A 17,933-nucleotide genomic window follows, 5' to 3' on the forward strand; every position below is an offset into this window, starting at 1 on the left:
GTGGGGGCAGGGGTCATCGCGGTCAGCTCCGAATGCGCGAAATGAACCCGGCATGCGTCAAGCATGCCGGCAATTTGCTGCGAGATTGCTGGCGAATTGCTTGCCGCCAGCCGGCTGATTTTGATCTTGCATACGTATTCAAAATTTGCCAGAGTTTTCTGGCAAAATCGGTCTCGGCCATTGGTCGAGGTCGGCCTCGATGGTCGAGGCGAGCGGACAGCGATGAATAAAGTTATCCCCGCATCTGTTGAGATGGAGGGTGCCGTGACGGTGCCCCTGCCGCTGTTGCTGCTGCCGGGCACCGTCTGCGATGCACGCCTCTTCGCCCCGATGCTGCAGCGGCTCGGCGTACCGATTGCCACGGTCGTCGAAATGAGCGGCGAGGAGTCGACGCCCGACCTTGCGTCGCGCATCCTGCGCGATGCGCCGGAGCGCTTTTCGCTTCTCGGGTTCTCGCTCGGCGGTATTGTCGCCCTCGAAATGATCGCTCAGGCGCCCGAGCGGATTGCGCGCCTGGCGCTGATCGACACGACGCCGCGCCGCGATCCGGCAAGCAATGCCGTGGTGCGGCGCGCTGCCGTCGCCAGGGCTCGCGAGCACGGCATGGATGGTTACATCGTCGAAAGCTGGCCGCGCCTCGTGGCGCCCGCCAATGTCGATAACGCGGAGCTGAACAAAGTCATTTCGGCAATGGCCCGCGACGCCGGTGCCGATGTTCTCGCCAGCCAGTCCGAGGTGGCGATCCGCCGTGCCGACAGTCGGCGACGGCTTTCCGAGATAGCTGTGCCGACGCTAATCCTGGCCGGCGAGGCCGAGCAGGTCTGCCCGCTGGAGGCGCATCGCGAGATGGCAGTGGCCATTGCAGGCGCCCGGTTTTTTACCATTCCCGATGCGGGGCATTTCGCTCCGCTTGAAAATCCCGCCGCGGTGGCGCGTCATGTGCGCCACTGGCTGGATTGGACCGATATCCATCAAGCCATTCCGGCCGACGACCAAGGAGCGATCATGAGCGACAGCGACACCAACCCCAAGGCCAAGGGCGGTTCACCGTCGCTTCGCAACGACGAGCATGTGCTACAGGTCGAGCGCCGCGACTATCCCGATCTGGCGCCGACCAACCGCAAGCGCAGCCAGTCGCTGGAAGGCTTCGACGACATCTATACCGACATCGTCGACTACATCATCCGCTGCACCCACAAGATCTGGGACGAGCGCGATATCGGGCTGATCTACACCCACTACACGCATAACTGCGTGCTCTATGGCACGACGGGCACCATCTACAATCGCGAGGACGTGGTGCGCGACACCATCCAGCGGCTGGTCTCCTTCCCCGAGCGCCGCGGCATGGGTACGCAGGTGATCTGGAACGGCAATGACCAGGACGGCTTCTATACCAGCCACCTGGTGACCGGTTCGGGCCGCCATACCCAATATGGGCATCTCGGCCAGCCGACCTTCCGGCCCTTCGTCAGCCGCACGATCGCCGACTGCATGATCCACCGCAACAAGATCTACCGCGAGTGGGTCGTGGCCGACCAGATGGCCATTATCAAGCAGCTCGGGCTCGACCCCAACCACTTCGCCGCTCGCACCGCCAAGCAGAAGTTCGATGCCGGCCTGACCTCGCTCGATATCGGCGAGAACCGCCGCTTCCTCGGCCAGACGCCTCCCGCGGAGAAAGCCGATACTTCGCTGGCCCATAACGATATCGAGGCGCAGACCATCGAGATGCTGCACGAGGTGTTCACCAAGCGAATGTTCGGCCGCATTGCTCAGGACTACGCGCCCAATGCGCAATACCACGGCCCGTTGATGAAGGAGCTCTATGGCGTCGCCGCCATCATCCATCAGCATCTGGGCCTGATCGGTTCGCTGCCGGATGCGAGCTACGAAATCCAGCATGTAGCGTCCAACCCCTGCGAAGAGGGCGGCACCAAGGTTGCGGTGCGCTGGATCATGGAGGGCCACCACCTCGGCTACGGGATCCTCAACGAGCTGGGTGACCCGACGGGCAAGCGCGTCCAGGTCATGGGCATGAGTCATTACCACTGGAAGGACGGCAAGATCGTCGACGAGTGGAACGTCTATGACGAACTGAGCCTGCTGGTGCAGGTCAAGCTCGGCCAACTCGCCGAAGCCGCGTAGCTGCGGCGGCAAGTCATTGCTGAGGGGCCGGCTGCCTATTCCATTCTCAGGTAACCGGGCGCCCGCTTGGCCGCTGCCCTTCGAAGGCGAGGGCCGCCAAGTCGCCGCCCTGTGGAAATTAACGATGAGCGGCGCCCGGGGTGGACCCGTCCCGCAAACTGGGAGACCGTCTCCAAGAGCCTCGAGATACCGAGGAACGCCCACGAAAAAGCGGATTCGCCGCAACGACGCTTTTTCGGTTCCACTGTGTCGACAGACTCGGCGATGCCACAATGCGCAAGCAGGTGGTGTCGCATGGCCAGCCTGCTAGTCGCGGGCTGGCCGCTGTCGGGAACCAGTTTGCTTACCCAACACAAATCGCCGACCTCACGTCCCCTGGTCGGCGCGTGCGCCCGCTTGGCGCACCATGGAGCCAGGCTATGGAGTTGCGGCCAGAGCCTGGCTTCAATGCTGAACACCGGCAGGGATTGCTGGCGATGTGGAAACGAAAAACCGCCAGAGCGGGTGCAGGGAATGCAGGGCACCTATGCAGCAACTAACGAGTCATCGCCGCGTATCTGTGGGCAAGGGAAGGCTCGGAATAATCCGTTGAAGACCCCAGAGGGAGCGGTCACCGCCGCAACGATACCGCTCCCTCGGCACTCTCCCGATTGCGGCATCCAGCGTCCTGCCTGCGCGGGGGCGCCATCACAGCTTTCCGATGCCGGTGCGTGGCAAAACCGCCCCGCGAGGCAGGCAATCCTTAAGGATTGGCTGACACCTTGCTCGGGCCAGGGGAACTGACATGTATAACGGCATCAAAACCGAGCTATCGGAATTTTTGGGCATCACCAAGGATGCCCTCCACGTTCACATCGGGCTGGCGATCTTCTTCGGCGCCGCCCTGGTGTTCCGGCGGCCCCTGGCCAGCTGGATCCCGTGGCTGTCGCTTCTGGCCTTCGAGATCGCCAATGAGCTGATGGACATGTTCCACTGGCATGGCGGGTTCGGCTTCGAGCTGGGGGACAGCCCCAAGGACATCGTCAATACGATGTTCTGGCCCACGGTGGTGTTCGCCGTGGCGCGCTGGCTGAAGCGGCGGGAGGCGCAGCAGGGATCGACGCTCTCCAGCGGCACCGACGCGGCCACGGACCACGCCTGAGCCCCGTCCGGCTATCCCCTTACGATCGCAAAGCGCAGCAGGTCGGCCTCGCTGCTGACGGTGCAGTCATGCCCGTGCTGCCGGCAATAGAGCGGGATATCCACCTTGGCCATTGGATCGGTGGCCAGCACGACAAGGGCAGCGCCCGGCGGCAACGACGCCAGGCGCTTTTCCATCTTGAGGACCGGCAGCGGGCATTTGAGGCCGCGGGCGTCGATGGTTTCCGGCTCAGTCGTCAAGGACGAGGACCCAGTGCACGCCATAGGTGGAGGACGGGTTGAAGGCGACGGCGACGCCGGCCCTGGTGGCGGTCGCCTTGAGCGCCACGGCATCGGCCGGGCTGTTGCGCCAGCCCGAGAAGGTTTCGGCAAAGGTGGCATAGCCGGCGCTGAGCTTCATCACGGTCAGCTCCTGCGGCGCCCGGGGCGGCGTGCCGGTCTGGGCATATTGGTTGGCCAGCGCCTGGGCCGTGCCGTCAAGCGCCGCATCGGGCGTCAGGGCAGGCAGGCCGTTGGTGGCGCGATAGGCGTTGATCATCGAGATGGCCTGGGCGCGGTCGAGGCTGGCGCCGGGCTGGTCCATGCGGGCAGCAAGGCCCGGGGCCAGCGCGATGGCGGCGCCGCTGCCCCCGCCCATGCTGCAGGCGGCAAGGGTCAGCCCCGCTACAATGGCTGCGAGGGGGAGAATGGCCGGCCTGAAAGCGCGCAAAACGGTCATGGCAAATCCTGAAACAAAAGAGTGGTCGCGGCCCGGTTAGGGCGTCAGCAAGGCCAAAAGATGGTGACCCCTTCGATAGCGGCAAAGCCCTGCCGCCCGCTTAACGCCGTGCAGATTGCCCTTGCGCACTTGTATGGTACCCGACTACAAGTCGGGCAGTTAATTTGCATCCCGATTTAAATCGGGACGCCCGCCAGCGAGCCGCGCCTCTCCATGAAGACCGCCGATCCCGAACTGATGCGGGCCATCAACCGCTTCCATGTGCTCGACACCATCCGCCGGCACGGCGCCATTGCCCGTGTCGAGATCGGCGAGCGCACGGACCTCTCGGCCACCACCGTCTCGGCCATCACCGCCTCGCTGCTCGATGACGGGCTGATCACCGTGCGGCACGAGGGCGATATCCGCAGCCAGACCCTGCGCGGCCGGCCGCGCGTCATGCTGGCGCTCAATCCCGATGCGGCCTGGGTGGTGGGGGCCAAGCTGGCCGCCAACCGCATCGTCTTCGTCGCCACCAATTTCCAGGGTGACGTGCTGGCCAGCCTGGTCCTGCCGGTTCGCGTCGACCGGATTCCGACCTCCGTCATCGCCGACCTCGTCGAGGACGGGGTGCGCCGCTGCGTGCGCGATGCGGGCCTGGGGCTCGACCAGATCAAGACCATTGCCCTCAGCCTCCCCGGCATTATCGAGCATGGCACCGGCAAGGTGCTGGCATCGAGCGTGCTCAGCGATCTCGATGTGTCGCTGCACCAGGCCATCGCCACGCGGCTGGGCATCGATACCATCATCGAGAGCGACGCCAATGCCATCACCATGGCGCAGCACTGGTTCGGGCAGGCGCGCAGCCATGATGATTTCGTGCTGGTCGCCATCGAGGAATCGCTGGGGCTGGGCGTGATGCATGGCGGGCAGCTGTTCCGCGGCGCGCATGGGTTGAGCCTGACGCTGGGCGACATGATCATGGGCGCGGGCGGCGACAATGCGGTGCGGCTGGCCGATCTGGCCAGCGAAGGCGCCATTCTCGCCTCAAGGCAGCCCGACCCGCGCATGAGCGAGGCGGTGCGGCTGGGGCAGGGCATGGCACAGGTCAAGGGCCTGCTCGAGGCCGGCGATCCGGGGCTGCGCGAGGCGGCCGCCCGGGCCGGCGCGGCGCTGGGTATTGCCATTGCCAACCTCGTGGCCCTGTTCGCGCCGCCGCGGGTGATCCTGGTCGGTACGACGCTGGCGTTGGGCGAGCACCTGCTGGCGCCGCTGCGGCTGGCCTTTGCCAATGCCATTCCGGCGCCGCTGACGGATCTCGCCGAGATCGTCATCGATGATGCCGGCGATGAATTCTGGGCGCGTGGTGCCGCGGCCGTGGCGCTGGGCGAACTCTATGGCTCGCCCTGGGGCACCACCGGCCCGGCGCGGCACGCCGTGCACTAGTTTCATTCGCCGGACGCCAAATGGCGACGGCCCTATTATCGCGTGAGGAGAATATTATGCGGGAAGCACTGATCGTCTGGGGCGGCTGGAGCGGCCACGAGCCCGAGCAATGCGCGGGGATCTACAAGGACTGGCTCGAGCAGGATGGTTTCAAGGTCTATGTCGAGGATACGACCGAGGCCTTTGCCGACCCCTCCATCCATGACCTGAGCCTGATCATCCCGATCTTCACCATGAGCAAGATCGAGAAGGAGGAACTCTCCAACCTTACCGCCGCGGTCGAATCGGGTGTTGGCCTCGCCGGCCACCATGGCGGCATGGGTGATGCCTTCCGCGAGGCGGTTGACTACCAGTTCATGGTGGGCGGCCAGTGGGTGGCCCATCCGGGCAATATCATCGACTACCGCGTCGATGTCACAAGGCCGGACGATCCGATCATGGCGGGCGTCGAAAGCTTCCCCTACCATTCCGAGCAATATTACATGCATGTGGACCCCTCCAACGAGGTCCTCGCCACCACCACGTTCAATGGCGACCATGCCAGCTGGATCGATGGGGTCACCATGCCGGTGGTGTGGAAGCGCAAGCATGGCAAGGGGCGGGTGTTCTACTCGGCGCTCGGCCACGTCTCGTCGGAATTCCAGGTGCCGCAGATGGCCACGATCCTGCGGCGCGGGATCAACTGGGCGGCGCGGTAGCTCAGCGCGCGCGCGGTCCGATCGCGATTGTTACAGCAACGGCATCGCCGACGGTGATGCCGTTCTTCTTGCGCACTGCCTGCTTGACGGGCAGCAGATAGGTGCCGTCCCTAGGGAAGAGCGACGTGGTGAACGCCGTGCCGTCGATCTCCGCCGTGACGGGGATCACGCCCCAACCGTAGCTGGCCTGCTTCCTGATCTTTTCGATCTTGCCCGCATGCTCAAGAGGCACCGGCGCATAGACAAAAGGCGCCGGCCCTCGCCATTCAATGAGCGTCGTGTCGAACGAGAACTGCAGCATGGTGCCCTTTGGGGCTGCAATGTCATGTGGTGATCTCGGCGGGATTCGAACCCACGACCCCCGGATTAGGAATCCGGTGCTCTATCCTGCTGAGCTACGAGACCACGACAGCGTGGATAGCAAATGCGGGGGAGCAGCGAAACCCTGTTTGCGACAAGGGCAGGGTGAGGATGGGAGCCAGAGTGCCGGTGCAAACACATACCTCCAGGCCTCCCCATCAATGTGGAGGTGCCGTCGGTGTTCGTGACTGGATCGTGCAAATGAGTGGAGCGAAAACCTCCCCCTTGGTGAAGGTAGGAGGGTGCGGGGCCACGACCACGATCCTCGGACAAACAACTTATCCCCGCCCCCAAACCCTTCCTGCATACTCCACCCATTCCCGCCGCTCACGCGGTGTCGACGAAGCATCGGGCGGGGAGATGGGTGGATCGGGGTCGCCTGGTCCAGGCAGGGGAAACCCGGCAGCTGCGCTTGCGATACAGCGTACCTGGCCCGAACCTGCCCAAAACCCCATTCGTGTGAAGCGGCTTTCGCCTCTTCAATAACTCAAACAGGCGGCGCAAGCCGTCGGGGCGAAAGCCGCTTCATGCCGTGTAACCGCGACGCCGCAGGGCTGGGCGGCGCTTCCGCATGTCTTGCGGTTGCCGCATGTTTCGGGCAAACCCTTGCCACTTCGCATGAGGACTTTGCCATGGCTGCCCACCCGGTTTCCCCGCTCGCTCCCAAATCCTATCCGGACCTGCCCGCGATTGCAGGGGTGCGCTTTGCCACGGCCGAAGCCGGCATCAAGTACAAGAACCGTACCGACGTGCTGCTGATGGCCTTTGACGCGGGCACCACGGCGGCTGGCGTGCTGACGCGCTCGAAATGCTCGTCGGCGGCCGTCGACTGGTGCCGGGCCAACCTGCCCAATGGCACGGCGCGCGGGCTGGTGGTCAATTCGGGCAATGCCAATGCCTTTACCGGGGCCAGGGGCAAGCAGAGCGTGGTGCTGACCGCCGATTTCGCGGCCAAGGCCCTGGGCTGCAGCCCGAGCGAAATCTTTCTTGCCTCGACCGGCGTCATCGGCGAGCCGCTGGCCGCCGAGAAGTTCGCCGGCGTGCTCGATGAGGCGGCAACGCGTATGGCCGAAACGCCCTGGATCGAGCCGGCCAAGGCCATCATGACGACAGATACCTTCCCCAAGCTCTCGGGCGCGGTGCTCGACATCGACGGGGTCGAGGTCAAAATCAACGGCATCGCCAAGGGCTCGGGCATGATTGCCCCCGACATGGCCACCATGCTCAGCTTCGTGGTCACCGACATGCCCATCGCGGCGCCAGTGCTGCAGGCGCTGCTGGCCCGGCATGTATCGACCAGCTTCAACGCCATCACCGTCGACAGCGACACCTCGACGTCGGATACGCTGCTGGCCTTCGCCACCGGCAAGGCGGCGGTCGAGGCGATCGAGAGCCTTGACGATCCGCGGGCCGAGATCTTCGGCGAGGCGCTGCGGGATGTGCTGCTCGACCTTGCCATCCAGGTGGTGCGCGATGGCGAGGGTGCGACCAAGCAGGTCTCGGTGCATGTCGAGGGCGCCACCTCCGACGCCAGCGCCTTCCGCATTGCCAAGTCCATTGCCGACTCGCCGCTGGTCAAGACCGCCATTGCCGGCGAGGACGCCAATTGGGGCCGCGTGGTGATGGCCGTGGGCAAGGCCGGCGAACCGGCCGATCGCGACAAATTGGCTATCCGCTTCGGCGACCTGCTGGTGGCCAAGGATGGCGAGCGTGCCACCGGCTATGACGAGGCCGCCACCTCGGCCTATATGAAGGGCGAGGAACTGGAACTGACGGTCAGTCTCGGGCTCGGCGAGGGCCGGGCGACGGTCTATACCTGCGACCTGACGCATGGCTACATCACCATCAATGGCGATTATCGGAGCTGACATGGCGCTGCCCGATACGCTTGCCATCGAACGGGCGGGGCTCAAGGCCTGGCCGGGCATCGAGGTGGAATGGGACGGCGCCTGGGTGCGCCGCGCGGCTGGCGGCTATACCAAGCGCGCCAATTCCCTGCAGTGCTTCGATCCTGATGACGGCGACCATGCCGCCGATCGCCTTGCCGCCGGGATAGAGTGGTTCAAGGCGCGCGGCATTCCGCCGGTTGTCCGCAACACCCCGCTGGCCAGCCCGAGCCTCAATGCTGCCCTCGATACGGCTGGCTGGCAGACCATCGACCACAGCTACCTCTATGCCATGCCGCTGGGCGAGCATGAGCCGGATGCGGATGGGCGGATAACAGATCTGCTCGATCCCGATTTTCTCGGGGCGCAGCAGCAGCTGCAGGGCTATCCGGACGCGCAGGTGGCCCGCATGCGCGCCGTGCTCGCGGTCATGGCGGTACCCGCCGCGGGCATCGTGGTGGAGCGGGATGGCGTGCCGGTCGCCTCAGGGCTGATGGCGATCGCCGATGGCATCGTCATCACCGGCAATGTCATTGCGGACAAGACGCGCCGCCGCCAGGGGCTTGGCGCCGCCATGATGCGGACGGGGCTGGCCTGGGCCAAGGGCCATGGTGCCAGCGTGGCCGCGCTCAACGTCCAGGCGGACAACGAAGCGGGCAAGGCGCTCTATGCCGGGCTCGGCTACCGTCACCAATATGACTACACCTACCGCGTGCCGGCCGCGGCATGAGCCAGTCCCTGCTGCTCGTTGTCGCCGTGGCGCTGGTGGATGCCGACCGGCGGGTGCTGATTGCGCAGCGCCCCCAGGGCAAGGCCATGGCCGGGCTGTGGGAGTTTCCTGGTGGCAAGGTCGAGGCGGGTGAGACGCCCGAGGCGGCGCTGATAAGGGAACTGGAGGAAGAGCTGGGCATCTCCACCAAGACCGCGTGCCTGGCTCCCGTATCGTTTGCCAGTCACTCTTACGATAATTTTCACCTGTTGATGCCACTCTATGCCTGTCGGAAATGGCAGGGGACGCCAGAGCCGCGGGAGCATAGTGCCCTCAAATGGGTGCGTCCGCGGCAGTTGCGGGACTATCCCATGCCACCAGCGGACGAACCGTTGATCGCAGCGCTCTGCGATCTGCTCTAGTTCCGGTCAGGGGCAAGCATGTTGGCTGAGATGATCAAGGCTTTCCGCGACGATGACAGCGCCGCCACGGCCATCGAATATGGCCTGATCGCCGCGTTGATCGCGGTGGCTGTGATTGCCAGCTTCTCGATCCTGGGCAATTCGTTGGTCAACCTGATGAGCGACGGGACCGGCAGCGCAGCGGAAGTTATCGCCACTCAATCGGCAAAGATGAACTAGTCCGCCGGGCTATTGCAGCACCACGACCTTGTACTTCTCGCCCGACACCACCGGATCGCCGGGATAGAGGTCGTTGATGATGTAGAAGAGCTCGCTGCCGCGATGCAGGCCGGCCATCTGGCGGGCGAGCGAATCGGCACTGTCGCCGGCCTTGGCCGTCACGACGCGCACGGCCACCTTGCGCACTAGGTTGAGATCGGCGCTTTCGGCGCGGCGGAAGCTCTTGAGGGTCGCCTCGGCACCCTGGGCGAAGCGGCTGCTGTCGGACTTGGCGGCAAAGATGAAGCGGTAGACCTGCCCGTCCAGACGCATCACCGAAACGCGGAAGAACCACTGGTCGGTCTGGGCCAGGCCCGAGGCCATCTCGACGCCATTGTAGCTCTGGGTGGTGACGCTGTCGGCCTTTAGCCCGGCGATCCAACCCGAGCGCAGATAATCGGCCAGCGGCACGTTGGCCTGTACCTCGGCGCTGTCGAAGCGCACGGCTTCGCCATCGCCGGCCACGCCGACCACCGCGCTCTGCGAATTCTGCAGCGTATAGCCCTCGGGCACCGTGAAGGTGAATTTGGAGGCGGTATGGATGAACCGGCGTCCGACGATCGAGCCCTGGGCCGGGCTGTCGCCGAAGGTGAGTCCGGCGATCGAGGCGAGATAGCCGTCGCGATCGACCTCGCCCATATTGCCCTGGCCGAACATGGTGCGGGCGGTGTCCATCGCCTCCTGGATACGGGCAGGCGTGGTGGGATGGGAGGAGAGGAAGCCGGCGCCGCCATTCTCGCCCACCGAGAAGCTGGCAAAGCGGCTCATGACGCCGAGAAACCGGGCGGCGGCCTGCGGATCGTAACCCGCCTTGCCGGCAAACTTGATGCCCTCGCGGTCTGCTTCGAGCTCCTGGCTCTGGCCAAAGGCGGCCATCGACTGGCGCGTGCGGTTGGCGGTGGCGTCGGTCGAGGTGTCGCCGCCAAAGACGCCGGTGATGACGCGGTCGACGATTTCGGTGGTGCGGGTGCGATCGGTGCGGGCGCGGGCGTGGCGCAGGGTGACGTGGGCGATTTCGTGCGCCAGCACGGCCGCCAGTTCGCTGGTGTCGGAGGCGAGCGCCAGGATGCCGCGCGTCACATAGATATAGCCGCCGGGCAGGGCAAAGGCGTTGACCTCGGAACTGTCGAGGATGGTCACCTGGAACTGGGCATTGGGCTGGTTGGCGGCGGCCAGCAGGCGGCTGACGATGCGCGCCACCATGATCTCGGCCGGGCGGTCGGAATAGACCCCGCCATAGGCAGCGATGATGCGCGGGTGCTCGCGGCGGCCGATGACGACGTCATCGGGCTCGGTGCCTTCGGGCACGACGGTCGGCGCAGGACTGTCGCCCGTCTGGGTGACGGCGACATTGGTGCCGGTCAGGCTCGTGCAGGCGCTCAGCGCCAGCAGCGATGCCGCCAGCAGCCCATTGCGCATTCCCGTCTGCAAACCCCTGGCGATATGCCCGAACCCCATCATCGTGTCGCCAAAACCTCGATCTGCTCGGGATGGGTTATTTCGATGCGTGGACCATCCCGGTCGTCCACCCATCCACGGATACGCACCAGCGCGTTTTCCAGCACCAGCGGATCGATTCCGGCCTGGGCAAACAGGCGCAAGGCCGGGGCTTCGATCACGGCGGTGAAGTCTTCCTTCCAGAACCGGCCGAAATTGAGATAGACCCGCCCGCCGCGTTGTTCGGCGAGAAGGACCCTGCCTTCGACAAGTTCATATTGGCCGGCCCGGGCGAGGAGGTCGCCGGGCGCGTTCGCCGCACGAGTGCTGTAATAGGGATCGGACCAGATGCCAAGCCCGGCCAGCCGGGCGCGCCCTTCGGCCGCGAACAGCAAATCAAGGCAGGCGCGATTGTCGGGGAAGGAATAGACCCGAGCCAGACCCTGCGCAACCATGGCCTGCTGCGCCCAGACCTCGCCCTGTGGTCCATCGACAAACACATGGGCCAGCACCCGGCCATAACGATCCACGGTCTCGCCGCCAAAGCCCAGCCGCACGGGCTGGTTAAGAGTGACGGATGCCAGCGCCGCCCTGGCCTCTGGCGCCAGCGGCCAGGTGGGGAAATCCGGGCGGTCCAGCGGCAATTTGGGCGCCTGCGTGCCAATCATCCTGATCACGCGGCCATCGTCGAGAATCACCGTGTCGCCATCGGTGACCGCCGTAACGATGCCGCCCGGCTCCATGCGCAGCTGCTCGCAGGCAAGCGTTGCCACCGAAACGGAATTGAGCGCCGCCAGCGTTGCGAGGTGGACGAGACTGGTCTTGAACAAAGGGTGCCCCGGAAATGGTTCGTTCACCATGCACGCAAATGCGGCAAAAAAAGATGAACGATCGCGCAGGCGTGATGACGCCTGGGGCGTGTTTCAATCCGGCGAGACCGATCCATTTCGGTAGCGCCGCGCCATCCGCGGCCGGGAGGGTCACCGCAGGGCCCGCGGCCTTCGCCGGAATCATATCCGCGGATGGGGTGGGCGTTGTTGGCAAGCAGGTAGCCAACAACTTATCCCCCCGGTCCGAGATCCCGCATATTCTACTCATCACCCGCGTGGGCCGGCTTCAGGAGAACGGTGGCGGGATGGGTCGGGCGTGTTCCTTGCCTGTCGGGCAAGCGCATTCGGGCGGGCGCCCCGGCCGTGGCCGGGACGGGGTCAGGCCACCGCTTTCACCGGCTTCTTGCCGGCGATGAAGGCGCCGAAACGCTTGGTGATGAAGGGGACGACCAGCATGACGATGGTAGTGGCCATGAAGGGCACGAGGACCAGGCTGCGCTGCCACATTTCCCAGCCTGTGGTCAGCGGCATCAGGATGTAGAGATAGAGGGTCACGACCGGATAGACGAAGACGCTCATGACCAGGGCCATGCGCAGGCGGGCGGAAAGAGGGGGTTGCATCGGCAGACTCCATTGAAACGGTACGTTTCGTTGTATAACGGAACGACACGTTTCGTTCAAGTGCTTTGCTTCGGAGTCTTTTTGGCCCATATTGGCAGAATGAGCGAGCTTGCAGCAGACGACAGCGACGACCGTCGCCGATCCATCGGCGCGCGCCGCAGTCCGGAAACCGAACGGGCCATCCTGGAGGCAGCCGAAGCCATCATGGCGGAGGTCGGGATAGCGGGATTTTCCATCGAGGCGGTGGCCAGGCGCGCCCGGGCGGGCAAGCCAACCATCTACAAATGGTGGCCAGGCAAGACGGCCCTGCTGCTCGACGTCTATCACCGGCAGAAGCCGGACACGGTGCATATGGACACCGGAACCGTCGAGGGCGATGTCTTCGCGTTCCTGACGGGGGTTTTCGCCCATTGGGGCGATACCGGCGCCGGGCAGGTGTTTCGCTTCATCGTGGCTGAGGCCCAGCGCGATGAAGCAGCGGCGGAATCGCTGCGGGTCTACGCGGCTGAACGGCGCCTACAGAGCGGGCAGATCTTCCAGCGTGGCATAGACCGGGGCGAACTGGCCGACGATGTCGATGTGGGGCTTTGCGCCGATGTGCTGGCCGGCTTCATCTGGAAGCGCCTGCTGACCGGGCGGATCGAGCGCGATCCGGTGGAGTTGCGCAAGGTGGCGCGGCAGATGGTGCGGGGGTTGCTGGCTTAGGAGCTGTTGCTGCGGAGCCCGGATCGGCCTCCCTCCCCCTTGCGGGGAGGGACTGAGGGTGAGGGTCTCTCGGGCATTGCGTTCTGGACTTCCCCCACCCGACCCCTACGGGGCCACCCTCCCCACAAGGGGGAGGGAGAAGATCGGGGCTCCCAGATATCACGCCTTATTGTGCCGGGGCTTCCGCGCCGGCTTCGGTTTCGGTCTGGGCGTCGACGGCGGCCTTGAGGGCGGCGTCGGGGATGTCGATGGCGACGCCATCCATCAGCCGGGCCACGGTGTCGTCGAAGGTGGTCATCAGCAATTGCTGCTGCAGCTGGCCAGCGACCTGCTCGAAGGCGGGCGGGGCCGACTGGCGCTTTTCTTCGAGGCGAATGATGTGCCAGCCGAACTGGGACTGCACCGGGGCCGAGACCTGGCCGACATCGGCCAGCGCGAAAGCGGCGGCTTCGAATGGGGCCACCATCATGCCCTTGCCGAAGAAGCCCAGATCGCCGCCATTGGCCGCGCCGGGATCGATCGACTTTTCCTTGGCCAGGGTGGCGAAATCGGCGCCGCCATCGAGCTCGGCCTTGATGGCATTGGCTTCGGCTTCCTCGGCCACCAGGATGTGGCTGGCGCGGATTTCGTCGGCCGGGGTGAACTCGGCAACGAACTTGTCATATTCGGCGCGCACGGTTTCCTCGGTCACCGCATTGGCGATGGTCTCGGCAAAGAAGGCGCGGCGCAGCGCGCGTTCCTCGAGATAGTTGAGGCGCTGCTGGAACAGCGGCGTATCGGCCATGCCGGCATCCTTGCCGGCCTTGGCCATCACCTTCATGTCGATCAGCACGCGCAGCAGGAAGGGCTTGCGCTGCTCGGCGGGCATCTGGCTGAGTTCCTGGGTCAGGTCCTCGGCCGCAAAGCTGAGATCGGCCTCGGTTATCGGCTCACCGCCGACCGTGGCCACGACGGCGTCGGGCGAAACCGGCGCGGCTTCGGCCGCTGGCGCCGCGGGAGCAGCGTCCTGCGCCAAAGCGGGGGCAATGGCGCCAGCGGCCAGCATGAGCGCCAGGACGCTCACGGTGCGGGCGAGGCGGGAAGGGGAAAATGTCATCGGGTCGGTCTCCTGGCCGGCGCTTGGGTGTTCGCGTCCTGGCTCGTTGGTGTCGGCGATACGCACGCCCTGGTGGGCCGGCGGGTCTTGGGCCTGCCCCTCACACGCCAACGGGGCCAAAATGTGCCGCGCCGCGCCTTGTGAGCAACCAAGTGCCGAAAATCCCGTTTCCGCCGGGCCTTTCCGGCAGGGGCAGGAAGGTGTCGCCCATTTCGGCGGCGTTGACAAGACAGGGGGCCGCTCTTACATCTCACCCGCTTTTCCGCCGCATGGCGGGATACCAGAAATTCAAAGCCGGAAAGGCTTTCTCATCGCGTCGACGCGGCCGAACGGTCCCTTATTCCGCACCTCCCCAGCCCGCCCCGATGAGTCATAAAAGGACCTGACATATGGCACTTGCTGCGCTCGCCCGGCGGATCTTCGGGTCTCCGTCCGACAGGCACGTCAAGCGGTTCCAGGGCAAGGTGGCGCAGATCAACGCGCTCGAAGCCCAGTTCGAAAAGCTCAGCGACGAGGAGCTTCGCGCCAAGACCGCCGAGTTCCGGGCGCAGCTCGAACAGGGCGTCGATCTCAGCGACCTGATCGTTCCCGCCTTTGCCACGGTGCGCGAGGCCTCCAAGCGCGTGCTGGGCATGCGGCATTTCGACGTGCAGCTGATCGGCGGCATGGCGATGAACGAGCGCAGCATTGCCGAGATGCGCACCGGTGAAGGCAAGACGCTGGTGGCGACGCTGCCAATGTATCTGAACGCGCTGCCCGGCAAGGGCGCGCATCTGGTGACGGTCAACGATTACCTGGTCAAGCGCGACGCGGCCTGGATGGGCCAGATCTATAATTTCCTGGGCCTTTCCACCGGCATCATCGTGCATGGCATGACCGATACCGAGCGCAAGGCCGCCTATGCCGCCGACATCACCTACGGCACCAATAACGAGCTGGGCTTCGACTATCTGCGCGACAACATGAAATATACGCGCGCCCAGATGGTGCAGCGCGGCCATGAATTCGCGATCGTGGACGAGGTGGACTCGATCCTGATCGACGAGGCGCGCACGCCGCTGATCATTTCGGGCCCGTCGGACGACCGCAGCGAGCTCTATACCAAGATCGATGCGCTGATGCCCATCATCGACGAGGCCGATTTCGAGCTCGACGAAAAGCATCGCGCCGCCACCTTCACCGATGCCGGCATCGAGAAACTCGAGGCCAGGCTGGCCGAAGAGGGGCTGCTCAAGGCGGGCTCGCTCTATGACGTGGAAAACGTCGCGCTGGTGCATCACGCCAATTCGGCCTTGCGGGCGCACAAGCTGTTCCGCAAGGACAAGGACTATATCGTCCGCAATGACGAAGTGGTCATCATCGACGAGTTCTCGGGCCGCATGATGCCGGGCCGCCGCTATTCGGAAGGCCTGCACCAGGCGCTGGAAGCCAAGGAACACGTCAAGATCCAGCCGGAAAACCAGACGCTGGCCTCGATCACCTTCCAGAACTATTTCCGCCTCTACAAGAAACTGGCCGGTATGACCGGCACCGCGGCGACCGAGGCCGAGGAATTTGCCGACATCTACAAGCTGGACGTCGTCACCGTGCCGACCAACGTGCCGGTGCAGCGCGTCGATGATGAAGATGCCATCTTCCGCACGGCGGCCGAGAAGTTCGACGCCATTGCCGACCTGATCAAGCAGTGCCAGGACCGCGGCCAGCCCGTGCTGGTCGGCACGACCTCGATCGAAAAGAGCGAGATGCTGGCCGAGCTGCTGCGCCAGAAGAATGTGGGCAGCATGAACGTGCTCAATGCCCGCCACCACGAGCAGGAAGCCTTCATCGTCGCCGATGCCGGTCTGCCGGGTGCCATCACCATCGCCACCAACATGGCGGGCCGCGGTACCGATATCCAGCTGGGCGGCAATCTCGAAATGCGCATCCAGCGCGAGACCGAGGGGCTCGAGGGCGAGGCCCGCGAGGCCAAGATCGCCGATATCAAGTCGACCATTGCGGCCGACAAGGCCAAGGCGCTGGCTGCGGGTGGCCTGATGGTCATCGGCACCGAACGGCATGAATCGCGCCGCATCGATAACCAGCTGCGCGGTCGTTCCGGCCGCCAGGGCGATCCGGGCCATTCGGCCTTCTTCCTGTCGCTGCAGGACGACCTGATGCGCATCTTCCCGGTGGACAGTATGGATTCCATGCTGGGCAAGCTGGGGCTGGAGCAGGGCGAGAGCATCACCCATCCATGGGTGACCAAGGCGATCGAGCGGGCCCAGGGCAAGGTCGAGGCACGCAACTTCGACATCCGCAAGAACATCCTCAAATACGACGACGTGATGAACGATCAGCGCAAGGTGATCTTCGAGCAGCGCATCGAATTGATGGATGCCGAGGATGTCAGCGAGACCGTGGTCGAGATGCGCCATGACGTGGTCGACAATATCGTGAGCAAGGCCATTCCGCCGCGCTCCTATCCCGAGCAGTGGAATGTCGAGCAGCTCGAGGCGGCGGCCAAGACCTATCTCAATATCGACGTGCCGGTGAAGGCATGGGCGGCCGAGGAAGGCATCGACCCCGAGATCATCACCGAGCGGCTGATCGCCGCGGCCGATGCTGCTGCTGCCGCCAAGGAAGAGCGCACCATCGCCAATATGGCGGCTGCCGGTTCGCCCAACCCGACCATCATGCGGCAGGTGGAAAAGTCCATCCTGCTGCAGTCGATCGACGGGCTGTGGCGCGAGCACCTGGTGACGCTCGATCACCTCTCCAAGGTGGTGGGCTGGCGCGGCATTGCCCAGCGCGATCCGCTAAACGAATACAAGCAGGAAGCCTATGAGCTGTTCCAGAGCCTGCTGGCAAACCTGCGCGAACTGGTGACCACCCAGCTCAGCCATGTCGAGCTGCAGCCGCGGCCAGTGGCGCCGCCGGTGCCCGACCTCAGCCGCCTGCGCGAAACCCATATCGACCCGCTGACCGGCGAGAACGATGCCGATCAGGGCGGCGAGAGCATTGCCGGTGCGCTGGGCGCGACGGGCGGCGATCCGTCGCTGAAGCCGATCGACCCCAAGCTGCTCGAAGGCGTGTCGCGCAATGCTCCATGCCCGTGCGGATCGGGCAAGAAGTTCAAGCACTGCCACGGCGCGTTCTAGAGGCGCCTGCTGATGGAATAACGAAGGCCCGGAGCGATCCGGGCCTTTTGCTTTAGCAGGTCACCCTGATCTCGGCATAGCCGCTGATGGCGGCGCCGTCGGAGGGGACGACGCCGATCATGCAGGCGCTGTTGGGCAGGGCGATGTTGCCACCCTGGGCGATGACGGTGCCGTCGGCCAGCGAGATGAAGCCATCGTCGACCGAGCCGATTTCCACCACTGCGCCCGTGCCGCAAACGGGGTAGCGGTCGCCCGCCGCCACCATGAAGCGCGTGCCTGATGGCAGGCAGTCGCCGCCCTCGGCGGTCGTTGCCGGTGTCGCCGGTGCGGCCGCCGGCAGGGC

General features: G+C 65.0%; 18 protein-coding genes and 1 tRNA gene. 10 read left to right on the top strand and 9 right to left on the bottom strand.

Annotated elements, in window-relative coordinates:
* Positions 1-264: 264 nt before the first annotated feature.
* Together IH615_RS06910 and IH615_RS06915 are read left to right on the top strand one after the other, a co-directional pair.
* Complete coding sequence (locus tag IH615_RS06910) at positions 265-2,148, top strand: alpha/beta fold hydrolase (RefSeq protein WP_291360904.1); 1,884 nt, start codon at positions 265-267, stop codon at positions 2,146-2,148.
* Positions 2,149-2,932: 784 nt separating this feature from the next.
* A complete protein-coding gene (locus IH615_RS06915) occupies positions 2,933-3,289 on the top strand; it encodes a hypothetical protein (protein ID WP_291360906.1) in 357 nt (118 codons plus the stop codon).
* A gap of 11 nt (positions 3,290-3,300) precedes the next feature.
* Here the strand turns inward: IH615_RS06915 and IH615_RS06920 are convergent, their stop codons facing one another.
* Together IH615_RS06920 and IH615_RS06925 are read right to left on the bottom strand one after the other, a co-directional pair.
* Positions 3,301-3,528 (bottom strand): sulfurtransferase TusA family protein, encoded by a 228-nt coding sequence (locus IH615_RS06920; RefSeq protein ID WP_291360908.1) that lies wholly within the window; start codon positions 3,526-3,528, stop codon positions 3,301-3,303.
* On the bottom strand, positions 3,518-4,006 hold the full coding sequence (locus tag IH615_RS06925) for a CAP domain-containing protein (protein ID WP_291360910.1): 489 nt from the start codon (positions 4,004-4,006) through the stop codon (positions 3,518-3,520). The genes IH615_RS06920 and IH615_RS06925 overlap by 11 nt, the downstream gene beginning before the upstream one ends.
* 213 nt (positions 4,007-4,219) lie before the next feature.
* On the opposite strand from IH615_RS06925, the gene IH615_RS06930 reads away from it, so the two are divergent.
* Positions 4,220-5,431 (top strand): ROK family transcriptional regulator, encoded by a 1,212-nt coding sequence (locus IH615_RS06930; protein ID WP_291360912.1) that lies wholly within the window; start codon positions 4,220-4,222, stop codon positions 5,429-5,431.
* A 56-nt stretch (positions 5,432-5,487) separates the two neighbouring features.
* Positions 5,488-6,129, top strand: coding sequence for a ThuA domain-containing protein (locus IH615_RS06935; protein ID WP_291360914.1), 642 nt, complete (start codon positions 5,488-5,490; stop codon positions 6,127-6,129).
* Between the two features lies 1 nt (position 6,130).
* Here the strand turns inward: IH615_RS06935 and IH615_RS06940 are convergent, their stop codons facing one another.
* The gene (locus tag IH615_RS06940; RefSeq protein WP_291360915.1) at positions 6,131-6,430 is read right to left on the bottom strand and encodes a DUF1905 domain-containing protein; all 300 of its coding nucleotides are present in this window, start codon (positions 6,428-6,430) and stop codon (positions 6,131-6,133) included.
* A gap of 27 nt (positions 6,431-6,457) precedes the next feature.
* Positions 6,458-6,534: transfer RNA gene (locus IH615_RS06945), tRNA-Arg, on the bottom strand.
* 587 nt (positions 6,535-7,121) lie between these two features.
* Here IH615_RS06945 and argJ point away from each other — a divergent pair.
* The 4 genes from argJ to IH615_RS06965 are packed head-to-tail and all read left to right on the top strand — an operon-like array spanning position 7,122 to position 9,725.
* Positions 7,122-8,357: a bifunctional glutamate N-acetyltransferase/amino-acid acetyltransferase ArgJ gene (argJ, locus tag IH615_RS06950; protein ID WP_291360916.1), complete on the top strand. Its 1,236-nt coding sequence runs from the start codon at positions 7,122-7,124 to the stop codon at positions 8,355-8,357.
* Between the two features lies 1 nt (position 8,358).
* Complete coding sequence (locus tag IH615_RS06955) at positions 8,359-9,105, top strand: GNAT family N-acetyltransferase (RefSeq protein ID WP_291360918.1); 747 nt, start codon at positions 8,359-8,361, stop codon at positions 9,103-9,105.
* Positions 9,102-9,506, top strand: coding sequence for a (deoxy)nucleoside triphosphate pyrophosphohydrolase (locus tag IH615_RS06960; protein WP_291360920.1), 405 nt, complete (start codon positions 9,102-9,104; stop codon positions 9,504-9,506). The genes IH615_RS06955 and IH615_RS06960 overlap by 4 nt, the downstream gene beginning before the upstream one ends.
* 18 nt (positions 9,507-9,524) lie before the next feature.
* On the top strand, positions 9,525-9,725 hold the full coding sequence (locus IH615_RS06965; RefSeq protein WP_291360921.1) for a Flp family type IVb pilin: 201 nt from the start codon (positions 9,525-9,527) through the stop codon (positions 9,723-9,725).
* A gap of 9 nt (positions 9,726-9,734) precedes the next feature.
* Here the strand turns inward: IH615_RS06965 and IH615_RS06970 are convergent, their stop codons facing one another.
* The 3 genes from IH615_RS06970 to IH615_RS06980 form a co-directional block, all read right to left on the bottom strand.
* Complete coding sequence (locus IH615_RS06970; protein WP_291360923.1) at positions 9,735-11,183, bottom strand: M48 family metalloprotease; 1,449 nt, start codon at positions 11,181-11,183, stop codon at positions 9,735-9,737.
* 38 nt (positions 11,184-11,221) lie between these two features.
* On the bottom strand, positions 11,222-12,031 hold the full coding sequence (locus IH615_RS06975) for a thermonuclease family protein (protein ID WP_291360925.1): 810 nt from the start codon (positions 12,029-12,031) through the stop codon (positions 11,222-11,224).
* 378 nt (positions 12,032-12,409) lie between these two features.
* Positions 12,410-12,652 carry a hypothetical protein gene (locus IH615_RS06980; protein ID WP_291360927.1) on the bottom strand — a complete coding sequence of 81 codons (243 nt, stop codon included), beginning with the start codon at positions 12,650-12,652 and terminating at the stop codon, positions 12,410-12,412.
* A gap of 99 nt (positions 12,653-12,751) precedes the next feature.
* Between IH615_RS06980 and IH615_RS06985 the strand changes: the two genes are divergently transcribed.
* A complete protein-coding gene (locus IH615_RS06985) occupies positions 12,752-13,357 on the top strand; it encodes a TetR/AcrR family transcriptional regulator (RefSeq protein ID WP_291360929.1) in 606 nt (201 codons plus the stop codon).
* A gap of 166 nt (positions 13,358-13,523) precedes the next feature.
* On the opposite strand, the gene IH615_RS06990 is transcribed toward IH615_RS06985, so the two are convergent.
* The gene (locus IH615_RS06990; protein ID WP_291360930.1) at positions 13,524-14,453 is read right to left on the bottom strand and encodes a peptidylprolyl isomerase; all 930 of its coding nucleotides are present in this window, start codon (positions 14,451-14,453) and stop codon (positions 13,524-13,526) included.
* A gap of 389 nt (positions 14,454-14,842) precedes the next feature.
* On the opposite strand from IH615_RS06990, the gene secA reads away from it, so the two are divergent.
* Positions 14,843-17,590: a preprotein translocase subunit SecA gene (secA, locus tag IH615_RS06995; protein ID WP_291360931.1), complete on the top strand. Its 2,748-nt coding sequence runs from the start codon at positions 14,843-14,845 to the stop codon at positions 17,588-17,590.
* Between the two features lie 52 nt (positions 17,591-17,642).
* Here secA and IH615_RS07000 read toward each other — a convergent pair.
* Positions 17,643-17,933, bottom strand: a 291-nt coding sequence (locus IH615_RS07000; RefSeq protein ID WP_291360932.1) for a hypothetical protein, incomplete at its 5' end; no start/stop codon positions are given.

Source organism: Devosia sp. (assembly GCF_014860165.1).
Classification (GTDB): domain Bacteria; phylum Pseudomonadota; class Alphaproteobacteria; order Rhizobiales; family Devosiaceae; genus Devosia.

Coding starts and splice junctions, on each gene's coding strand:
- IH615_RS06915 (WP_291360906.1), top strand. CDS start 2,933: ATGTATAACGGCATCAAAACCGAGCTATCGGAATTTTTGGGCATCACC.
- IH615_RS06925 (WP_291360910.1), bottom strand. CDS start 4,006: ATGACCGTTTTGCGCGCTTTCAGGCCGGCCATTCTCCCCCTCGCAGCC.
- IH615_RS06930 (WP_291360912.1), top strand. CDS start 4,220: ATGAAGACCGCCGATCCCGAACTGATGCGGGCCATCAACCGCTTCCAT.
- IH615_RS06935 (WP_291360914.1), top strand. CDS start 5,488: ATGCGGGAAGCACTGATCGTCTGGGGCGGCTGGAGCGGCCACGAGCCC.
- IH615_RS06940 (WP_291360915.1), bottom strand. CDS start 6,430: ATGCTGCAGTTCTCGTTCGACACGACGCTCATTGAATGGCGAGGGCCG.
- argJ (WP_291360916.1), top strand. CDS start 7,122: ATGGCTGCCCACCCGGTTTCCCCGCTCGCTCCCAAATCCTATCCGGAC.
- IH615_RS06955 (WP_291360918.1), top strand. CDS start 8,359: ATGGCGCTGCCCGATACGCTTGCCATCGAACGGGCGGGGCTCAAGGCC.
- IH615_RS06960 (WP_291360920.1), top strand. CDS start 9,102: ATGAGCCAGTCCCTGCTGCTCGTTGTCGCCGTGGCGCTGGTGGATGCC.
- IH615_RS06965 (WP_291360921.1), top strand. CDS start 9,525: ATGTTGGCTGAGATGATCAAGGCTTTCCGCGACGATGACAGCGCCGCC.
- IH615_RS06970 (WP_291360923.1), bottom strand. CDS start 11,183: ATGCGCAATGGGCTGCTGGCGGCATCGCTGCTGGCGCTGAGCGCCTGC.
- IH615_RS06980 (WP_291360927.1), bottom strand. CDS start 12,652: ATGCAACCCCCTCTTTCCGCCCGCCTGCGCATGGCCCTGGTCATGAGC.
- IH615_RS06985 (WP_291360929.1), top strand. CDS start 12,752: ATGAGCGAGCTTGCAGCAGACGACAGCGACGACCGTCGCCGATCCATC.
- IH615_RS06990 (WP_291360930.1), bottom strand. CDS start 14,453: ATGACATTTTCCCCTTCCCGCCTCGCCCGCACCGTGAGCGTCCTGGCG.
- secA (WP_291360931.1), top strand. CDS start 14,843: ATGGCACTTGCTGCGCTCGCCCGGCGGATCTTCGGGTCTCCGTCCGAC.